At 46.6% G+C, this 19,259-nt stretch carries 7 protein-coding genes, 9 tRNA genes, 4 rRNA genes and 6 pseudogenes (1 of these 26 only partly in view); all 26 read left to right on the top strand.

Going from position 1 to position 19,259, the window contains the following annotated elements; all coding sequences use genetic code 11:
- Nucleotides 1–107 precede the first annotated feature (107 nt).
- A pseudogene (locus RCG23_RS11485) lies at nucleotides 108–892 on the top strand (type III pantothenate kinase).
- A 14-nt stretch (nucleotides 893–906) separates the two neighbouring features.
- A pseudogene (hslO, locus tag RCG23_RS11480) lies at nucleotides 907–1,783 on the top strand (Hsp33 family molecular chaperone HslO).
- 24 nt (nucleotides 1,784–1,807) lie between these two features.
- Nucleotides 1,808–2,695, top strand: coding sequence for a peptidyl-prolyl cis-trans isomerase (locus RCG23_RS11475; protein WP_308179774.1), 888 nt, complete (start codon nucleotides 1,808–1,810; stop codon nucleotides 2,693–2,695).
- Between the two features lie 205 nt (nucleotides 2,696–2,900).
- Entirely contained in the window at nucleotides 2,901–3,830 is a 930-nt protein-coding gene (gene cysK / locus RCG23_RS11470) for a cysteine synthase A (RefSeq protein WP_308179773.1), read from the top strand.
- 101 nt (nucleotides 3,831–3,931) lie between these two features.
- A pseudogene (locus RCG23_RS11465) lies at nucleotides 3,932–5,352 on the top strand (anthranilate synthase component I family protein).
- The gene (pabA, locus tag RCG23_RS11460) at nucleotides 5,333–5,926 is read left to right on the top strand and encodes an aminodeoxychorismate/anthranilate synthase component II (RefSeq protein WP_308180039.1); all 594 of its coding nucleotides are present in this window, start codon (nucleotides 5,333–5,335) and stop codon (nucleotides 5,924–5,926) included. Before RCG23_RS11465 ends, pabA begins: the two are co-directional and overlap by 20 nt.
- Nucleotides 5,927–5,933: 7 nt before the next feature.
- A pseudogene (pabC, locus tag RCG23_RS11455) lies at nucleotides 5,934–6,790 on the top strand (aminodeoxychorismate lyase).
- 44 nt (nucleotides 6,791–6,834) lie between these two features.
- Complete coding sequence (gene folP, locus RCG23_RS11450; RefSeq protein ID WP_308179772.1) at nucleotides 6,835–7,650, top strand: dihydropteroate synthase; 816 nt, start codon at nucleotides 6,835–6,837, stop codon at nucleotides 7,648–7,650.
- Complete coding sequence (gene folB / locus RCG23_RS11445) at nucleotides 7,643–8,002, top strand: dihydroneopterin aldolase (protein WP_308179771.1); 360 nt, start codon at nucleotides 7,643–7,645, stop codon at nucleotides 8,000–8,002. The genes folP and folB overlap by 8 nt, the downstream gene beginning before the upstream one ends.
- Before the next feature lie 2 nt (nucleotides 8,003–8,004).
- Nucleotides 8,005–8,531: pseudogene (gene folK, locus RCG23_RS11440) on the top strand (2-amino-4-hydroxy-6-hydroxymethyldihydropteridine diphosphokinase).
- Nucleotides 8,483–8,692, top strand: a complete 210-nt coding sequence (locus RCG23_RS11435; protein ID WP_308179770.1) for a helix-turn-helix domain-containing protein — start codon at nucleotides 8,483–8,485, stop codon at nucleotides 8,690–8,692. The pseudogene folK and the gene RCG23_RS11435 overlap by 49 nt, the downstream one beginning before the upstream one ends.
- A 38-nt stretch (nucleotides 8,693–8,730) precedes the next feature.
- Complete coding sequence (gene dusB / locus RCG23_RS11430; RefSeq protein ID WP_308179769.1) at nucleotides 8,731–9,732, top strand: tRNA dihydrouridine synthase DusB; 1,002 nt, start codon at nucleotides 8,731–8,733, stop codon at nucleotides 9,730–9,732.
- Nucleotides 9,733–9,910: 178 nt separating this feature from the next.
- Nucleotides 9,911–11,418, top strand: a pseudogene (lysS, locus tag RCG23_RS11425) (lysine--tRNA ligase).
- A 391-nt stretch (nucleotides 11,419–11,809) separates the two neighbouring features.
- Nucleotides 11,810–13,345, top strand: a 16S ribosomal RNA gene (locus RCG23_RS11420).
- 298 nt (nucleotides 13,346–13,643) lie between these two features.
- Nucleotides 13,644–16,576, top strand: a 23S ribosomal RNA gene (locus tag RCG23_RS11415).
- A gap of 82 nt (nucleotides 16,577–16,658) precedes the next feature.
- Nucleotides 16,659–16,774: ribosomal RNA gene (gene rrf / locus RCG23_RS11410) — 5S ribosomal RNA — on the top strand.
- Between the two features lie 9 nt (nucleotides 16,775–16,783).
- A tRNA-Val gene (locus tag RCG23_RS11405) sits at nucleotides 16,784–16,859 on the top strand.
- Nucleotides 16,860–16,874: 15 nt separating this feature from the next.
- Nucleotides 16,875–16,950 (top strand) — tRNA-Thr (locus RCG23_RS11400).
- Between the two features lie 138 nt (nucleotides 16,951–17,088).
- A tRNA-Lys gene (locus RCG23_RS11395) sits at nucleotides 17,089–17,164 on the top strand.
- Between the two features lie 13 nt (nucleotides 17,165–17,177).
- Nucleotides 17,178–17,262, top strand: a tRNA-Leu gene (locus RCG23_RS11390).
- Nucleotides 17,263–17,270: 8 nt separating this feature from the next.
- Nucleotides 17,271–17,345: transfer RNA gene (locus RCG23_RS11385), tRNA-Gly, on the top strand.
- Nucleotides 17,346–17,350: 5 nt separating this feature from the next.
- Nucleotides 17,351–17,439 (top strand) — tRNA-Leu (locus RCG23_RS11380).
- A 13-nt stretch (nucleotides 17,440–17,452) separates the two neighbouring features.
- A tRNA-Arg gene (locus RCG23_RS11375) sits at nucleotides 17,453–17,529 on the top strand.
- Between the two features lie 6 nt (nucleotides 17,530–17,535).
- Nucleotides 17,536–17,612, top strand: a tRNA-Pro gene (locus RCG23_RS11370).
- Nucleotides 17,613–17,632: 20 nt separating this feature from the next.
- Nucleotides 17,633–17,708: transfer RNA gene (locus tag RCG23_RS11365), tRNA-Ala, on the top strand.
- A gap of 183 nt (nucleotides 17,709–17,891) precedes the next feature.
- Nucleotides 17,892–19,259: ribosomal RNA gene (locus RCG23_RS11360) — 16S ribosomal RNA — on the top strand; it runs 166 nt beyond the window's last position.
- Together the 16S, 23S and 5S rRNA genes with 9 tRNA genes alongside form the textbook arrangement of a ribosomal RNA operon.

The raw sequence follows: 19,259 nt of genomic DNA, 5'->3' as shown, positions 1-19,259 counted from the left end.
TTCTAATGTGCAGGGCAAAGGGTTTCCGCTTTTCTTTCCCGTCTGCCATTAGTTGTGATATGATGTTTGAAGTGTAAAGAATGAATTTCAATGAAGTGGTGATAATGTTGATTTTTGTTTTTGATGTTGGTAATACAAACATTGTTTTAGGTGTATATAAAGGTGAAGAATTAAAGCATCATTGGCGCATCGAAACGAACCGGAACCGGACCGAGGATGAATACGGCATGATTGTCAAAATGTTATTCGACCATGCTGAACTTTCATTTAAAGAAATTGATGGAATTATCATATCTTCCGTTGTTCCGCCAATCATGTTCGCGCTCGAAAGAATGTGCCAGAAATACTTCCATGTCAAACCGCTAGTAGTCGGCAGGGAATCAAGACCGGACTGGATATTAAATATGAAAATCCAAGAGAAGTCGGCGCCGACAGAATCGTCAATGCTGTCGCAGCTATTCACGAATACGGAAGCCCGCTGATTATTGTCGATTTTGGAACAGCTACAACCTACTGTTATGTTAATGAAAAGGGACAATATATGGGTGGGGCAATTGCTCCCGGAATAAATATTTCAACTGAAGCCCTGTATTCTAAAGCGGCAAAATTGCCAAGAATTGAAATCGCACGCCCAGACGGTGTAGTGGGAAAAAACACTGTTGCCGCCATGCAAGCAGGCATACTATATGGATATGTAGGACAGGTTGAAGGTATTGTAAAGCGCATGATGGACCAGAGTGCCCAGCAGCCGACTGTCATTGCGACTGGCGGGCTATCGAACTTAATTGCACAGGAGTCCAATATTATTGATATTGTCGATCCTTTTTTAACTTTAAAGGGACTGCAGTTAATCTATAAACGAAATGTGGACACGCTAAAGAATAACATCTAGAAAGGAGTTTTGACATGAATGATTATCTTGTAAAAGCACTCGCGTATGGCGGGCAAGTACGAGCATATGCAGTTCGCAGCACAGAAACCATTTCAGAAGCACAGCGTCGCCATCAAACCTGGCGTACAGCTTCGGCAGCGTTAGGGCGTGCCATGACAGCTGGTCTTATGATGGGTGCAATGATGAAGGGCGAAGAGAAACTAACGATTAAAATAGAGGGCGGCGGCCAATCGGTGCCATTATGGTTGACAGTAACGCCAAGGGCGAAGTTCGCGGCTATGTTTCCAATCCACAGGTGGATTTTGAATCAAACGAGTATGGAAAGCTTGATGTCCGCCGTGCAGTAGGTACAGACGGGTACCTTTCAGTGGTTAAGGATATCGGGCTTAGAGATTTTTTTACAGGACAGGTACCGATTGTCTCAGGTGAATTAGGAGAAGACTTTACCTATTATTTTGTTACCTCGGAACAAGTGCCTTCGTCTGTAGGTGTCGGAATACTGGTTAATCCGGATGATTCAATCCTTGCAGCGGGCGGTTTTATTTTTCAGCTGATGCCAGGCACAGAAGATGAAACAATTACAAAAATAGAAGAACGCTTAAAAACAATCCCGCCTATTTCAAGGTTAATAGAGAAGGGGTTAACTCCAGAGGAAATATTAGAAGAATTATTCGGCAAGAGAACGTAAATGTCCTAGAAAAAATGCCGGTGAAATTTGAATGTAATTGTTCCAAGGAAAGATTTGCTGGAGCTATTATCAGCCTTGGATCTAAAGAAATCCGTGATATGATTGAAGAGGACGGCATGGCAGAGGCGCATTGCCATTTTTGTAATGAAAAATATCATTATTCAAAAGAAGAGTTAGAAGGACTTGAGGGAGAAGCAAAATAAACGGTCTTAATGGGGGAAGAGAAGGTGAAGGCAAAGCAGCTGTGGCTTGTAATCGCCGGACTCATTTTACTGAATTGCCTGACGGCTGCTATTTTCTTATCCAAGACTAAGAGTGCAAACGGGGCAGGCAGCAACGAAACGGTGGCTACAATAGGGGAAGAAACAATATCAAGGCAGGCATGGCTGTCTGAACTCGAAAAAAGATACGGGCAAGAAGTTCTAAGGGATATGGTTAACCAGAAAGTGATCGCCCATATAGGGAAGAAATATAAAATAGAAATCCCTGAGGAAGAAATTGACCGTGAACTAAAAATGAACCAAATGATGTACAGTTCGAATCGAAAGCCTGCAGACCGAATTAATTGGAAAGAACAAATCAAGTACAGTTTAATGCTTGAGGATATCTTAACAAAAGATGTTGTCGTTTCTGAAAAAGAAATGAAGAGTTACTATGAGAGGAATAAAGACTTATTTAATATTCCTGATTCCTATCATTTATCGCACATAATTGTAAAAACAAAAGAAGAAGCTAAAAAAGCCGAGAAAGAATTATCCGGGGGCTCAAGCTTTCGAGCTTTGGCAATGGAGCGTTCGATCGATGAATTTTCAGCCAACCAGGGCGGAGATATAGGATTCCTGAATGAAGAAGATGAGCGTTATCCGTCCGAATATCTTGAAGTCGCAAAAACCCTGAAAAAAGGAAAATGGAGCAAACCGTTTAAAGTCGATGATGGCTACGCAATTATTATGCTTTTGGAAAAAGTCAAAGGTCAAAGCTATTCGTTTAATGAAATAAAGGATCAAATCAGGCGCCAAATTGCGTTGGAACAAATGAAATCACCCGCCTCTGCAAGAACCTTTTGGGATGAAGCAAAAGTGGATTGGTTTTATGGGAATAAAAAAGAAGATTGACGGCATGGAAAGAAAATTTCTATGCTGTTTCTTTTTTAAGCACGATTTGAATATGGTTTAAAAGGGTCGGATCACCTCATTCTATTTGGTTGGTCTATAGTCTGAATCTTTTGTGAAAAATAGGCAAATAGATTGACAAAACAACTAGTTAATTGGTAAATTTTAATAAAACCAATTAAAATACTCGGATTAAGGAGTGACGTCAATGGTACGGGTTGCGAATTCAGTGGCAGAACTAGTCGGCCAAACACCAATTGTTAAATTAAACAGGTTGGCAGAAGAAAATAGTGCAGAAGTTTATCTTAAATTGGAATACATGAATCCTGGCAGCAGCGTAAAGGACCGCATTGCGTTGGCGATGATTGAAGCTGCAGAAGAAAAAGGCGAACTGAAAGCTGGAGATACGATTATAGAGCCAACAAGTGGAAATACAGGTATCGGCCTTGCGATGATTGCAGCGGCAAAGGGATATAAAGCGATTCTTGTTATGCCAGATACAATGAGCATGGAGCGCCGCAACCTTCTTCGCGCCTATGGCGCAGACCTTGTGTTAACGCCTGGTGCCGAGGGGATGAATGGGGCAATCCGCAAGGCGGAGGAACTGTCAGCAGAGAACGGTTATTATATGCCGCAGCAATTCAAGAATGAAGCAAACCCTGAAATCCACCGCAAGACAACCGGAAAGGAAATTGTCGAGCAGATGGGCGGACAGCTTGATGCCTTTATTGCCGGAATTGGTACGGGAGGTACGATAACTGGTGCAGGCCAGGTGTTACGGGAGTCTAATCCTGATATCAAGATTTACGCAGTAGAGCCAAAGGATTCTGCAGTGCTTTCCGGCGGTAAACCAGGTCCTCATAAAATTCAGGGAATCGGGGCGGGATTTGTACCGGATGTTCTGGATACGAAAGTTTATGACGAAATTATCCAGGTTGAAAACGACCAGGCATATGAATATGCCCGCCGTGCGGCTAAAGAAGAGGGCATCCTAGGAGGCGTTTCTTCTGGTGCTGCCATCTATGCGGCCTTAAAGGTGGCCAAAGAGCTTGGCAAAGGAAAGAAAGTCCTTGCCATTCTTCCAAGTAACGGAGAGCGTTACTTAAGCACACCGCTTTACCAGTTTGAAACTGAATAATGGTTTTGAGGCATCGACTTAGGTTGATGCCTCTTTATTTATTATGAAAACAGTGTCAATTTCTTGTATGATGGAAGGAGAACCATTTAGGGGTGAATTCCTTGGAGAAAAAGTATATTTTTAAAAAGAAAATTCCTTTTACAGCTGATCAATTCTTTGCACACTATAAAAGCCTTTCGGAGCAGTTTACCCATCATGTATTGCTTGAAAGCGGCGGGGTGGACGGTACAGCATCGCGGGGTTTCAGCCTGATGCAATTGCCGTCGGAAAGGACAATCAGCTCGAAATAATAAAAAATGGTACAACCATGGGGCTGCAAGGGAATCCTTTGCATCTGCTAAGAGATTATTTAGGCGAAATGGAAGTAGAAGATGAGGCGGGCCATCCTTGCTTTGAAGGCGGTGCCATCGGCTTTATCAGCTATGATTATGCACGGAACATCGAGCGTCTGCCAGAGCTGGCCAAGGATGAACTGCAAATCCCTGACGTTTATTTTTTCGTTTACAATGAATGGTTTGTGTTTGATCACCAGGAGGAGGCTCTGCAGCTTAATTTTATTTATGATAAAAGTGAGTTAGAGCAAACAGAAGCTAAAGCGGAGACCTGGACATTGCTTTGGGAAGGTGAAGCGGGGGATGATTTCGCCCCTTTTAAAGATCATCTGAGCCGGGATGAAAAGGAAGTATCCATTCAGGAAAAGGAATTCATGGCGGCAGTAGAAAAAGTTCAATCATACATATCCGAGGGGGATGTTTTTCAGGTGAACCTTTCCGTAAGGCAGACAAAGCCAATCGATGTCCCTGCCATAGCAGTTTATGAACAGCTGCGGGGCTTTAATCCCTCGCCATATATGGGCTACTTTCACACGCCTGAATTTCAGCTCGTAAGTGGCTCACCGGAATTATTGGTAAAAAAACAAGGCAGTGAAGTCAGCACGAGGCCGATTGCAGGGACGAGGTCGCGTGGCAAGAATGCTGTTGAGGATGAAAGCCTTGCGAAGGAACTGATCGAAAATGAAAAAGAACGCGCTGAACACGTCATGCTCGTCGATTTGGAGAGAAATGACCTCGGCAGGGTGTGTAAATATGGCACGGTAGAAGTAAATGAATTTATGGTCATTGAAAAATACTCGCATGTTATGCATATTGTTTCAAATGTCAGAGGGGAGATAGCTCCGCACATGGATGGCTATGATTTAGTGGATGCCGTCTTTCCAGGGGGGACGATAACCGGCACTCCTAAAGTAAGAACAATGGAAATCATTGAAGAACTGGAGCCATCAAGACAAGGCCTATACAGGATCGCTTGGATGGATCGGGTATAACGGAGACCTTGAGCTTAATATTATGATTAGGACTATGCTGGTCCAAAACGGCAAGCCCATGTACAGGCCGGCGCGGGAATTGTCATTGATTCAAATCCAAAGCATGAGTACCTGGAATCATTAAAAAAGGCGAGGGCTCTTTGGAAAGCGAAAGAATTGGCGGAGATGGGTGAAGAAAATGATTTATATGATCGATAATTATGATTCATTTACATACAATCTGGTTCAATATCTCGGCGAGTTGGGCGAGGAATTAATCATTAAACGCAATGACGAAACCACTCTTGAAGAAATAGAGCTTGCCCGACCTGATTTCTTAATGATATCTCCGGGTCCCTGCAGCCCTGACGAATCAGGGATCAGTTTAAAAGCTATCAGCTATTTTGCAGGAAAGGTGCCTATTTTTGGTGTATGCCTTGGCCATCAGGCGATTGCCCAGACCTTTAATGGGGATGTAGTGCAGGCAAAGCGGTTGATGCACGGCAAAACCTCTGAAATCTATCATGATGGACGCACCATTTTTGAGGAGGTGGAACATCCCTTCCCCGCTGCGAGATACCATTCACTCATAGTGAAAAAGGAAACATTGCCCGATTGCTTTGAAATCTCTGCCTGGACAGAGGAAGAGGAAATCATGGCGATCAGGCATAAGTCATTGCCGATTGAAGGGGTTCAATTTCACCCTGAATCAATATTGACCAAGCCGGGGAAGCAGCTGCTTGCAAATTTTATTGCCCACTACAGCAATACATTTCGTTTAAATCGAGGTTGATGTGGAGATGTATGTCAGCTTAAATGGTAAAATAATAAAAAAGGAAGAAGCGGCCATATCCCCGTTTGATCATGGCTTTTTATACGGTGCAGGGCTATTCGAGACTTTCAGGGTTTATGATGGCCATTGTTTTTTGCTTGATGATCATCTGGAGCGCCTAAACCATGGCCTTCAGACCCTGGCAATTGACCGGAGCTTTACACGAGAGGAAGTGGAGAGGGTTGTCCTTTCCCTCTTGGAAGCAAATGGCTATAAAAATGCATATATTCGTTTTAATGTGTCCGCTGGCCAGGTGAAATTGGTCTACAGGCGGCACCATATACAAAGCCCACTGTAATTGTTTTTTCGAAGCCTCTTCCGGATGGGGTGGAATTGCAGGAAAAGGCTTCGATCATTTTATCCTTGAATCGAAACACTCCTGAGGGACTGGAGAGGCTGAAATCCCATCATTATCTGAACAATCTGCTTGCTTACCGTGAGCTGGGTGGTGCCACGGGGGTGGAAGGCGTATTTCTTACAAAAGAAGGTTTTTTGGCTGAAGGGATAGTCTCAAATCTTTTTTGGCTTAAAAAACAAACCCTCTACACACCCGGACTGGAAACAGGAATTTTGGACGGGATTACAAGGAGGTTCGTGATGCAGCTGGCAAAAAAACAGGGATTAACTGTAGAAGAAGGACTCTATACTCCTGAAGATGCCTCAGATGCTGACGAAATTTTTCTTACTAACTCTATACAGGAAATTGTGGCAGTTACCTGTTTTGCAGATGTGGAAATGCCGGGAAAAAAAGGGGCTATTGCATGCTCTTTGCATAAAAAATATCAAACATATTGCAGGTTTCTTTATAGCAGAATGAACCTTTAAAATGGAGGATGCTACATGGGAAGAGCAGAAGGAAATAAGATCCAATGCGGCCGTACACACTTGATTACGGAAAAAAGACACTTATTATGGGGATTTTAAACGCTACCCCGGACTCCTTTTCTGATGGGGGCAGGTTTAATGCGATAGAAGCAGCCGTCCAACATGCAAGAGAGATGATTGAAAACGGAGCGGATATAATCGATATTGGTGGAGAATCTACCCGTCCTGGGCATGAATCTGTTTCGGTGGAGGAAGAACTTGAACGTGTCCTCCCGATTATAAAGGCTATTTCCAAACAGGTCAGTGTGCCTATTTCGATCGATACGTATAAAGCCGAGGTTGCCCGCGAGGCCATCAAAGCCGGAGCCCATATCATAAATGATATTTGGGGAGCAAAAGCAGACCCTGATATGGGAAAGGTTGCGGCCGACCTTGATGTGCCAATTGTACTCATGCATAACCGCAACGACCGTGAGTATGGCTTGTTTTTCCGGGATGTCATGAATGACCTATACGATAGTATCAGAATAGTGAAGGAAGCTGGAGTCAGGGATGAAAATATTATCCTCGATCCGGGCATAGGTTTTGCGAAGGATTATAAAGAAAATATTGAAATGATGAATGATTTGGACAAGCTTGTGTCCATCGGTTATCCTGTACTGCTGGGCACATCCAGAAAAACAATGATTGGCCATGCGCTTAATCTGCCAGTAGCCGAGCGGATGGAAGGAACAGGTGCGACCGTCTGTTATGGAATTCAGAAGGGGTGCCAGATTGTCCGGATACATGATGTAAAGGAAATGGCAAGAATGGCGAAAATGATGGATGCCCTAATGGGGAAGGGAGAAGCCCATGGATAAAATATTTGTAAATAAGATGGATTTCTATGGCTATCACGGAGTATTCCCGGAAGAAACCAGGCTCGGGCAAAGATTCACTGTCGATCTTACCGTAATGCTCGATTTAAAAAAAGCGGGAGAAACGGATGATTTAGAGCATTCGGTTAACTATGCCGAGCTATATAGGATTTGCAAAGAGGTGGTGGAAGGCCAGCCTTTTAAGCTTGTCGAAGCGGTTGCTGAAAAAATAGCTGCTGAGCTTTTGGATGCGTTTGGCATGATTGAGGAAGTCACGGTTAAAGTCATCAAACCGGACCCTCCCATCCCTGGCCATTATCAATCCGTAGCAGTTGAAATGACAAGGAGACGATAAAAGTGGATAACATAGCATTTATTGCTCTCGGATCAAATATCGGAGACCGTAATGAATACCTGAAAAAGGCTGTGCAGAGGCTAGATGCCCACCCGAGGATCCAATTGGTAAATTGTTCTTCGATTTATGAAACAGATCCGGTTGGCTATGAGGATCAGGATTTATTTTTAAATATGGTAATTAAGGTCAAAACAGGGATGGACCCACTTTCGCTCCTTGATACCTGCCTTGCGATAGAATTGGATCTTGGGAGAAAAAGGGAAATGAAATGGGCCCCAGAACAATAGACCTTGACATTCTTCTGTATAACCAAGAAAATATTGAAACAGAGAAGCTTATTATTCCACATCCTAGGATGTTAGATCGGGCCTTTGTTGCAATTCCCCTCATAGAGATAGGGGGAGGCAACAGCATACCGACATTGGAAAAACCTCTTCAGTTCTATCTTGATCAAATACCTGATAAAGAAGGAGTCCGAATATGGAAGCGGAAAAATGGGGAAGGCGTATTCGAGCTTACCGAAAGCTAAAAGGTTATACGCAGGAAAGTTTTTCGAAGGAACTTGGGGTTTCGGTCTCTATTTTAGGAGAAATTGAAAGAGGGAACCGTATGCCGGGTCCGGAATTGGTCCAACAGATTGCCCATTTTTTACAGGTGAGTTTAGAAGAATTAACTCCTCCCGAGGAATAATTATATAGAAGGACAACATAGATCAGGAGGAATAGTTTATGTTGAAAATTGGCGATATTGAAATGAAAAACCAGGTTGTTCTGGCGCCGATGGCCGGTGTCTGCAACTCTGCATTCCGTTTAACGGTTAAAGAGTTCGGTGCAGGATTGGTTTGCGCTGAAATGGTCAGCGATAAAGGGATCGTTTTTAAAAATGAAAAAACGATGAATATGCTTTATATTGATGAGCGGGAAAAACCGCTTAGTCTGCAAATCTTCGGTGGCGTAAGAGAAACTCTTGTCGAAGCTGCTCAGTTTGTTGATAAAAATACGAATGCTGACATCATCGATATCAACATGGGCTGCCCTGTGCCGAAGATTACAAAATGCGATGCAGGGGCAAAGTGGCTTCTTGATCCAAATAAAATTTATGAAATGGTCTCTGCTGTTACCGCTGCGGTTGAAAAGCCGGTTACAGTTAAGATGCGCATGGGCTGGGACGAAGACCATATTTACGCAGTGAAAAATGCCCAGGCTGTTGAACGTGCTGGGGGTAAGGCAGTAGCACTGCACGGCCGGACGCGCGTCCAAATGTATGAGGGAACAGCAAACTGGGATATTATACGTGAAGTGAAGCAGTCACTTAACATACCGCTTATTGGTAATGGTGACGTCCAAACTCCTCAGGATGCAAAAAGAATGCTGGAGGAAACTGGCTGTGACGGCGTTATGATTGGCCGCGCGGCGCTGGGGAATCCATGGATGATCTATAGCACAGTTAAATACCTGCAAACCGGTGAACTGACAGGTGAACCTTCTGTGCGTGAAAAAATTGATGTGTGCATTCTTCATTTGGATCGCCTGATTGCCTTGAAAAATGAATACGTTGCGGTCCGGGAAATGCGCAAGCATGCCGCTTGGTACTTAAAAGGAATCCGCGGCAATGCAAAGGTCCGCAATGAGATAAATGAATGCAACACTCGTAATGACCTTGTTACCCTATTAACTGCTCTTGTGCTTGATGTGGAAGAGAAAGAAAGAAATGAAGCTGCTGTTGTCTAAAAATTGACATTCAATTCTTCATTTTCTATAATACGTTTGTTAAAAGATAGACTGCCAGTGGATAAACTGGCAGTTTTTATTCTATTAGCATTTTTTTGATGTCTGAATCCGCAAAATTGTGTAAAATAATAAGATATGTACAAAGTCTTCTCGCAGGATGTTTTGCGTTTTACATATTATGATATTTAAATTGGAGTTGATAGGCGTGAGCGAAGAATTAAATGACCAATTAAGAGTTAGACGGGAAAAGATGTCCTCTATGCGTGAAAAAGGACTTGATCCTTTTGGTAAACGCTATGACCGTTCTGATGATACAAAGAGCCTGATTGAAAAATACGGAGAGATTGAGAAAGAAGAGCTTGACGCTAAAGAAGTTTCTGTCGTCCTTGCCGGCCGTATTATGACTAAGCGCGGAAAAGGAAAAGCGGGCTTCGCCAATATACAGGACCTTAGCGGCCAAATTCAAATCTATGTACGACAGGATGCAGTTGGCGAAGAGCAGTATGGAATCTTTGATTCTGCTGATCTCGGTGACATTGCAGGTGTAAAAGGTACACTCTTTAAAACAAAGGTAGGCGAATTGTCTGTTAAGGTTCAGGAGTTTGAATTCTTAACCAAGGCCTGCGCCCGCTTCCTGATAAATTCCATGGCCTTAAAGACGTGGAACAGCGCTATCGCCAGCGTTACCTCGATTTAATCATGAGTGAAGAGAGCAGGAACACGTTTGTAACCCGCAGCCGTATCATTCGTGAAATGCGCCGTTATCTGGACAACCACGGATATCTTGAGGTGGAGACGCCAATGATGCATTCCATAGCTGGAGGAGCATCCGCCCGTCCGTTCATTACACATCATAATGCGTTGGATATGCAATTATATATGAGGATTGCCATCGAGCTTCATTTGAAGCGTTTAATCGTAGGCGGACTTGAAAAAGTATATGAAATAGGCCGCGTATTCCGTAATGAAGGTGTTTCAACCCGCCATAATCCGGAATTTACAATGATCGAATTATATGAAGCGTATGCGGACTACCGTGATATCATGTCCTTGACTGAGAATCTAGTTGCACATATTGCACAAGAAGTCCTCGGAACAACTACTGTCCAATACGGTGAATATGAGATTGATTTAAAGCCAGAATGGAAGAGACTCCATATGGTTGATGCGATCAAGGAATATACCGGCGTCGATTTCTGGAAAGAAACTAGTGTTGAAGAAGCGCGTGCACTTGCAAAGGAACATGGCGTTGAAATTAAGGACACTATGCTTTATGGTCATATCGTTAATGAGTTCTTTGAGCAAAAGGTTGAAGAGAAGCTCATCCAGCCAACGTTTATTTTTGGCCATCCAGTTGAAATTTCACCGCTTGCTAAGAAAAACGATGAGGATCCACGATTCACGGACCGCTTCGAACTATTTATCGTTGCGCGTGAGCATGCAAATGCATTTACGGAACTCAATGATCCAATTGACCAAAGAGAGCGTTTTGAAGCACAGCTTAAAGAACGTGAAGAAGGTAATGATGAAGCCCATATGATGGACGATGATTTCATCGAGGCTTTAGAATACGGTATGCCTCCAACAGGAGGTCTTGGAATTGGTATCGACCGTCTGGTGATGCTGCTTACAAACTCACCATCCATTCGTGACGTACTGTTATTCCCATTAATGAGACATCGTTAATTTATATTTGAAGTGCTGCTTCGGCGGCACTTCATTTTTATTTCATGGTCTAAAAAGAGAGACCTTTGAATTGACTAATGAGGTTGAAATATTAGAATATTAGTTCTTTATTTTTCTTGAATAAAAATATAAAAAAGCTATTGCCACATAAAAATAAAGATGATATATTATTATCTGTTGCTGCAAGACAGCAAGCAAGCGAAAAAGAAATTGAAAAAAGTTATTGACTTAAATAACTAGAGATGATAAGATATAAAAGTTGTCTCATTAAACAAATTGCTCTTTGAAAACTAAACAAACAAAAATGTCAACAAAACAAGCAAGACCAAATGAAGACGATCTTGATCGTCGGAATTTGCCAACGTAACTTTATGAGCTAATCACTCACTCTTTATTGGAGAGTTTGATCCTGGCTCAGGACGAACGCTGGCGGCGTGCCTAATACATGCAAGTCGAGCGGATCACTTCGGTGATCAGCGGCGGACGGGTGAGTAACACGTGGGCAACCTGCCTGTAAGACTGGGATAACTTCGGGAAACCGGAGCTAATACCGGATAATCCTTTTCCTCTCATGAGGAAAAGCTGAAAGACGGTTTCGGCTGTCACTTACAGATGGGCCCGCGGCGCATTAGCTAGTTGGTGAGGTAACGGCTCACCAAGGCGACGATGCGTAGCCGACCTGAGAGGGTGATCGGCGCACACTGGGACTGAGACACGGCCAGACTCCTACGGGAGGCAGCAGTAGGGAATCTTCCGCAATGGACGAAAGTCTGACGGAGCAACGCCGCGTGAGCGATGAAGGCCTTCGGGTCGTAAAGCTCTGTTGTTAGGGAAGAACAAGTATCGGAGTAACTGCCGGTACCTTGACGGTACCTAACCAGAAAGCCACGGCTAACTACGTGCCAGCAGCCGCGGTAATACGTAGGTGGCAAGCGTTGTCCGGAATTATTGGGCGTAAAGCGCGCGCAGGCGGTCCTTTAAGTCTGATGTGAAAGCCCACGGCTCAACCGTGGAGGGTCATTGGAAACTGGGGGACTTGAGTACAGAAGAGGAAAGTGGAATTCCACGTGTAGCGGTGAAATGCGTAGAGATGTGGAGGAACACCAGTGGCGAAGGCGACTTTCTGGTCTGTAACTGACGCTGAGGCGCGAAAGCGTGGGGAGCAAACAGGATTAGATACCCTGGTAGTCCACGCCGTAAACGATGAGTGCTAAGTGTTAGAGGGTTTCCGCCCTTTAGTGCTGCAGCTAACGCATTAAGCACTCCGCCTGGGGAGTACGGCCGCAAGGCTGAAACTCAAAGGAATTGACGGGGCCCGCACAAGCGGTGGAGCATGTGGTTTAATTCGAAGCAACGCGAAGAACCTTACCAGGTCTTGACATCCTCTGACAATCCTGGAGACAGGACGTTCCCCTTCGGGGGACAGAGTGACAGGTGGTGCATGGTTGTCGTCAGCTCGTGTCGTGAGATGTTGGGTTAAGTCCCGCAACGAGCGCAACCCTTGATCTTAGTTGCCAGCATTCAGTTGGGCACTCTAAGGTGACTGCCGGTGACAAACCGGAGGAAGGTGGGGATGACGTCAAATCATCATGCCCCTTATGACCTGGGCTACACACGTGCTACAATGGATGGTACAAAGGGCTGCAAAACCGCGAGGTTGAGCCAATCCCATAAAACCATTCTCAGTTCGGATTGCAGGCTGCAACTCGCCTGCATGAAGCCGGAATCGCTAGTAATCGCGGATCAGCATGCCGCGGTGAATACGTTCCCGGCCTTGTACACACCGCCCGTCACACCACGAGAGTTTGTAACACCCGAAGTCGGTGGGGTAACCGCAAGGAGCCAGCCGCCTAAGGTGGGACAGATGATTGGGGTGAAGTCGTAACAAGGTAGCCGTATCGGAAGGTGCGGCTGGATCACCTCCTTTCTAAGGAAACTGTCCTTATGGACATTACAGTGTTGACCACTTTTTGTTTGTTTAGTTTTGAGGGAGCAATTCCTCAGAACTTATTTTTTTGCTCCTGCGCCACAGTAGTTCGAAGAAGTATTCTTCAGCTCGTCGCAAGGCAGCAAGAAGTAATGCTCTGATGCTTAATCACGCTGTGATTAAAATCAGTAGCCTTGTTCCTTGAAAACTAGATAATCGTAAAGAAGAAAACCAAGTAAGAACCGAGTAATCGCCATTTTAGTTTTCTCTCTTATTAGTAAGAGAAAAAAACCTTTTAGGTTAAGTTAGAAAGGGCGCACGGTGGATGCCTTGGCACTAGGAGCCGATGAAGGACGGGACTAACACCGATATGCTTCGGGGAGCTGTAAGTAAGCTTTGATCCGGAGATTTCCGAATGGGGAAACCCGCTGTTCGTAATGGAACAGTATCTTTACCTGAATACATAGGGTATTGAAGGCATACCCGGGGAACTGAAACATCTAAGTACCCGGAGGAAGAGAAAGCAAACGCGATTCCCTGAGTAGCGGCGAGCGAAACGGGACATAGCCCAAACCAAGAGGCTTGCCTCTTGGGGTTGTAGGACACTCAACATGGAGTTACAAAGGAACGGGGTAGATGAAGCGACCTGGAAAGGTCCGTCATAGAAGGTAAAAACCCTGTAGTTGAAACTTCGTTCCCTCCTGAGTGGATCCTGAGTATGGCGGGACACGTGAAATCCGGTCGGAAGCAGGGAGGACCATCTCCCAAGGCTAAATACTCCCTAGTGACCGATAGTGAACCAGTACCGTGAGGGAAAGGTGAAAAGCACCCCGGAAGGGGAGTGAAAGAGATCCTGAAACCGTGTGCCTACAAGTAGTCAGAGCCCGTTAATGGGTAATGGCGTGCCTTTTGTAGAATGAACCGGCGAGTTACGATTACATGCAAGGTTAAGTTGAGAAGACGGAGCCGCAGCGAAAGCGAGTCTGAATAGGGCGATTGAGTATGTGGTCGTAGACCCGAAACCAGGTGATCTACCCATGTCCAGGGTGAAGGTAGGGTAACACCTACTGGAGGCCCAACCCACGCACGTTGAAAAGTGCGGGGATGAGGTGTGGGTAGCGGAGAAATTCCAATCGAACCTGGAGATAGCTGGTTCTCTCCGAAATAGCTTTAGGGCTAGCCTCACGTAGTGAGAGTCTTGGAGGTAGAGCACTGTTTGGACTGGGCCCTCATCGGGTTACCGAATTCAGACAAACTCCGAATGCCAAAGACTTATCCGTGGGAGTCAGACTGCGAGTGATAAGATCCGTAGTCAAAAGGGAAACAGCCCAGACCACCAGCTAAGGTCCCAAAGTATACGTTAAGTGGAAAAGGATGTGGAGTTGTTTAGACAACCAGGATGTTGGCTTAGAAGCAGCCACCATTTAAAGAGTGCGTAATAGCTCACTGGTCGAATGACTCTGCGCCGAAAATGTACCGGGGCTAAACGTATCACCGAAGCTGTGGATGGACACCGTATGGTGTCCGTGGTAGGAGAGCGTTCTAAGGGCGTTGAAGCTAGACCGTAAGGACTGGTGGAGCGCTTAGAAGTGAGAATGCCGGTATGAGTAGCGAAAGACGGGTGAGAATCCCGTCCACCGAATGCCTAAGGTTTCCTGAGGAAGGCTCGTCCGCTCAGGGTTAGTCGGGACCTAAGCCGAGGCCGAAAGGCGTAGGCGATGGACAACAGGTTGATATTCCTGTACCACCTTTTTATCGTTTGAGCAATGGGGGGACGCAGGAGGATAGGGTAAGCGCGCTGTTGGATATGCGCGTCCAAGCAGTTAGGCTGTCAGTGAGGCAAATCCCACTGGCGTGAAGGCTGAGCTGTGACGGCGAGGGAAATTTAGTACCGAAGTTCCTGATTCCACACTGCCAAGAAAAGCCTCTAGCGAGATAAATGGTGCCCGTACCGCAAACCGACACAGGTAGGCGAGGAGAGAATCCTAAGGTGAGCGAGAGAACTCTCGTTAAGGAACTCGGCAAAATGACCCCGTAACTTCGGGAGAAGGGGTGCTCTTTGGGGTTCATAGCCTCGAAGAGCCGCAGTGAATACGCACAGGCGACTGTTTAGCAAAAACACAGGTCTCTGCGAAGCCGCAAGGCGAAGTATAGGGGCTGACGCCTGCCCGGTGCTGGAAGGTTAAGAGGAGGGGTTAGCGCAAGCGAAGCTCTGAATCGAAGCCCCAGTAAACAGCGGCCGTAACTATAACGGTCCTAAGGTAGCGAAATTCCTTGTCGGGTAAGTTCCGACCCGCACGAAAGGCGTAACGATCTGGGCACTGTCTCAACGAGAGACTCGGTGAAATTATAGTACCTGTGAAGATGCAGGTTACCCGCGACAGGACGGAAAGACCCCGTGGAGCTTTACTGCAGCCTGATATTGAATTTTGGTACAGCTTGTACAGGATAGGTAGGAGCCTGAGAAACCGGAGCGCCAGCTTCGGTGGAGGCGTCGGTGGGATACTACCCTGGCTGTATTGAAATTCTAACCCGCACCCCTTATCGGGGTGGGAGACAGTGTCAGGTGGGCAGTTTGACTGGGGCGGTCGCCTCCTAAAAAGTAACGGAGGCGCCCAAAGGTTCCCTCAGAATGGTTGGAAATCATTCGCAGAGTGTAAAGGCACAAGGGAGCTTGACTGCGAGACCTACAAGTCGAGCAGGGACGAAAGTCGGGCTTAGTGATCCGGTGGTTCCGCATGGAAGGGCCATCGCTCAACGGATAAAAGCTACCCCGGGGATAACAGGCTTATCTCCCCCAAGAGTCCACATCGACGGGGAGGTTTGGCACCTCGATGTCGGCTCATCGCATCCTGGGGCTGTAGTCGGTCCCAAGGGTTGGGCTGTTCGCCCATTAAAGCGGTACGCGAGCTGGGTTCAGAACGTCGTGAGACAGTTCGGTCCCTATCCGTCGTGGGCGCAGGAAATTTGAGAGGAGCTGTCCTTAGTACGAGAGGACCGGGATGGACGCACCGCTGGTGTACCAGTTGTCTTGCCAAAGGCATCGCTGGGTAGCTATGTGCGGACGGGATAAGTGCTGAAAGCATCTAAGCATGAAGCCCCCCTCAAGATGAGATTTCCCATAGCGCAAGCTAGTAAGATCCCTGAAAGATGATCAGGTTGATAGGTCAGAGGTGGAAGCGCGGCGACGTGTGGAGCTGACTGATACTAATCGATCGAGGACTTAACCAAGTCATTTATGACAAAGCGAACTCGACTTACTTCTTCTTCTTACATTATCTAGTTTTGAGGGAACAAACCTCAAACCAAATAGTCTGGTAATAATGGCGAGAAGGCGACACCCGTTCCCATACCGAACACGGAAGTTAAGCTTCTCAGCGCCGATGGTAGTTGGGACTTTGTCTCTGTGAGAGTAGGACGTTGCCAGGCTGTTACCACGGAGGATTAGCTCAGCTGGGAGAGCATCTGCCTTACAAGCAGAGGGTCGGCGGTTCGATCCCGTCATCCTCCACCATATTTTTTATACTGTGCCGGTGTAGCTCAATTGGTAGAGCAACTGACTTGTAATCAGTAGGTTGGGGGTTCAAGTCCTCTTGCCGGCACCACTTTGGACGAGCCATTAGCTCAGTTGGTAGAGCAACGAGCTGAACATCATGGTGCTGCTCCGAGTTGTGGAGCTTACGTCTTGAAAAGAGGTAAGCGGAACATCTGACATTTCCTTATTGTAGGAAATAATATTATTCGAGCCATTAGCTCAGTTGGTAGAGCATCTGACTTTTAATCAGAGGGTCGAAGGTTCGAGTCCTTCATGGCTCACCATTTAATTCAATATGCGGGTGTGGCGGAATTGGCAGACGCACCAGACTTAGGATCTGGCGCCGCAAGGCGTGGGGGTTCGACTCCCTTCACCCGCACCATATTGTTTGCGGAAGTAGTTCAGTGGTAGAACACCACCTTGCCAAGGTGGGGGTCGCGGGTTCGAATCCCGTCTTCCGCTCCAGAAATGCCGGGGTGGCGGAACTGGCAGACGCACAGGACTTAAAATCCTGCGGTAGGTGACTACCGTACCGGTTCGATTCCGGTCCTCGGCACCATTTAATTTTATATGCGCCCGTAGCTCAATTGGATAGAGCGTCTGACTACGGATCAGAAGGTTATGGGTTCGACTCCTTTCGGGCGCGCCATATTTACGGGAAGTAGCTCAGCTTGGTAGAGCACTTGGTTTGGGACCAAGGGGTCGCAGGTTCGAATCCTGTCTTCCCGACCATTATTACTTTAGATTCATATGGGGCCTTAGCTCAGCTGGGAGAGCGCCTGCTTTGCACGCAGGAGGTCAGCGGTTCGATCCCGCTAGGCTCCACCAAAAAATATATTGACAGTGGTTTTAAATGTTGTTAATATAAGAAAGTCGCTTCTGAGCGGCTAACTAAATTGCTCTTTGAAAACTAAACAAACAAAAATGTCAACAAAACAAGCAAGACCAAATGAAGACGATCTTGATCGTCGGAATTTGCCAACGTAACTTTATGAGCTAATCACTCACTCTTTATTGGAGAGTTTGATCCTGGCTCAGGACGAACGCTGGCGGCGTGCCTAATACATGCAAGTCGAGCGGATCACTTCGGTGATCAGCGGCGGACGGGTGAGTAACACGTGGGCAACCTGCCTGTAAGACTGGGATAACTTCGGGAAACCGGAGCTAATACCGGATAATCCTTTTCCTCTCATGAGGGAAAGCTGAAAGACGGTTTCGGCTGTCACTTACAGATGGCCCGCGGCGCATTAGCTAGTTGGTGAGGTAACGGCTCACCAAGGCGACGATGCGTAGCCGACCTGAGAGGGTGATCGGCCACACTGGGACTGAGACACGGCCAGACTCCTACGGGAGGCAGCAGTAGGGAATCTTCCGCAATGGACGAAAGTCTGACGGAGCAACGCCGCGTGAGCGATGAAGGCCTTCGGGTCGTAAAGCTCTGTTGTTAGGGAAGAACAAGTATCGGAGTAACTGCCGGTACCTTGACGGTACCTAACCAGAAAGCCACGGCTAACTACGTGCCAGCAGCCGCGGTAATACGTAGGTGGCAAGCGTTGTCCGGAATTATTGGGCGTAAAGCGCGCGCAGGCGGTCCTTTAAGTCTGATGTGAAAGCCCACGGCTCAACCGTGGAGGGTCATTGGAAACTGGGGGACTTGAGTACAGAAGAGGAAAGTGGAATTCCACGTGTAGCGGTGAAATGCGTAGAGATGTGGAGGAACACCAGTGGCGAAGGCGACTTTCTGGTCTGTAACTGACGCTGAGGCGCGAAAGCGTGGGGAGCAAACAGGATTAGATACCCTGGTAGTCCACGCCGTAAACGATGAGTGCTAAGTGTTAGAGGGTTTCCGCCCTTTAGTGCTGCAGCTAACGCATTAAGCACTCCGCCTGGGGAGTACGGCCGCAAGGCTGAAACTCAAAGGAATTGACGGGGCCCGCACAAGCGGTGGAGCATGTGGTTTAATTCGAAGCAACGCGAAGAACCTTACCAGGTCTTGACATCCTCTGACAATCCTGGAGACAGGACGTTCCCCTTCGGGGGACAGAGTGACAGGTGGTGCATGGTTGTCGTCAGCTCGTGTCGTGAGATGTTGGGTTAAGTCCCGCAACGAGCGCAACCCTTGATCTTAGTTGCCAGCATTCAGTTGGGCACTCTAAGGTGACTGCCGGTGACAAACCGGAGGAAGGTGGGGATGACGTCAAATCATCATGCCCCTTATGACCTGGGCTACACACGTGCTACAATGGATGGTACAAAGGGCTGCAAAACCGCGAGGTTGAGCCAATCCCATAAAACCATTCTCAGTTCGGATTGCAGGCTGCAACTCGCCTGCATGAAGCCGGAATCGCTAGTAATCGCGGATCAGCATGCCGCGGTGAA

The organism is Neobacillus sp. PS3-34 (assembly GCF_030915465.1).
Taxonomy (GTDB): Bacteria; Bacillota; Bacilli; order Bacillales; family Cytobacillaceae; genus Neobacillus_A.
Note: the sequence above shows the minus strand (reverse complement) of the source record. Positions and strands in the feature narration are given on the sequence as shown.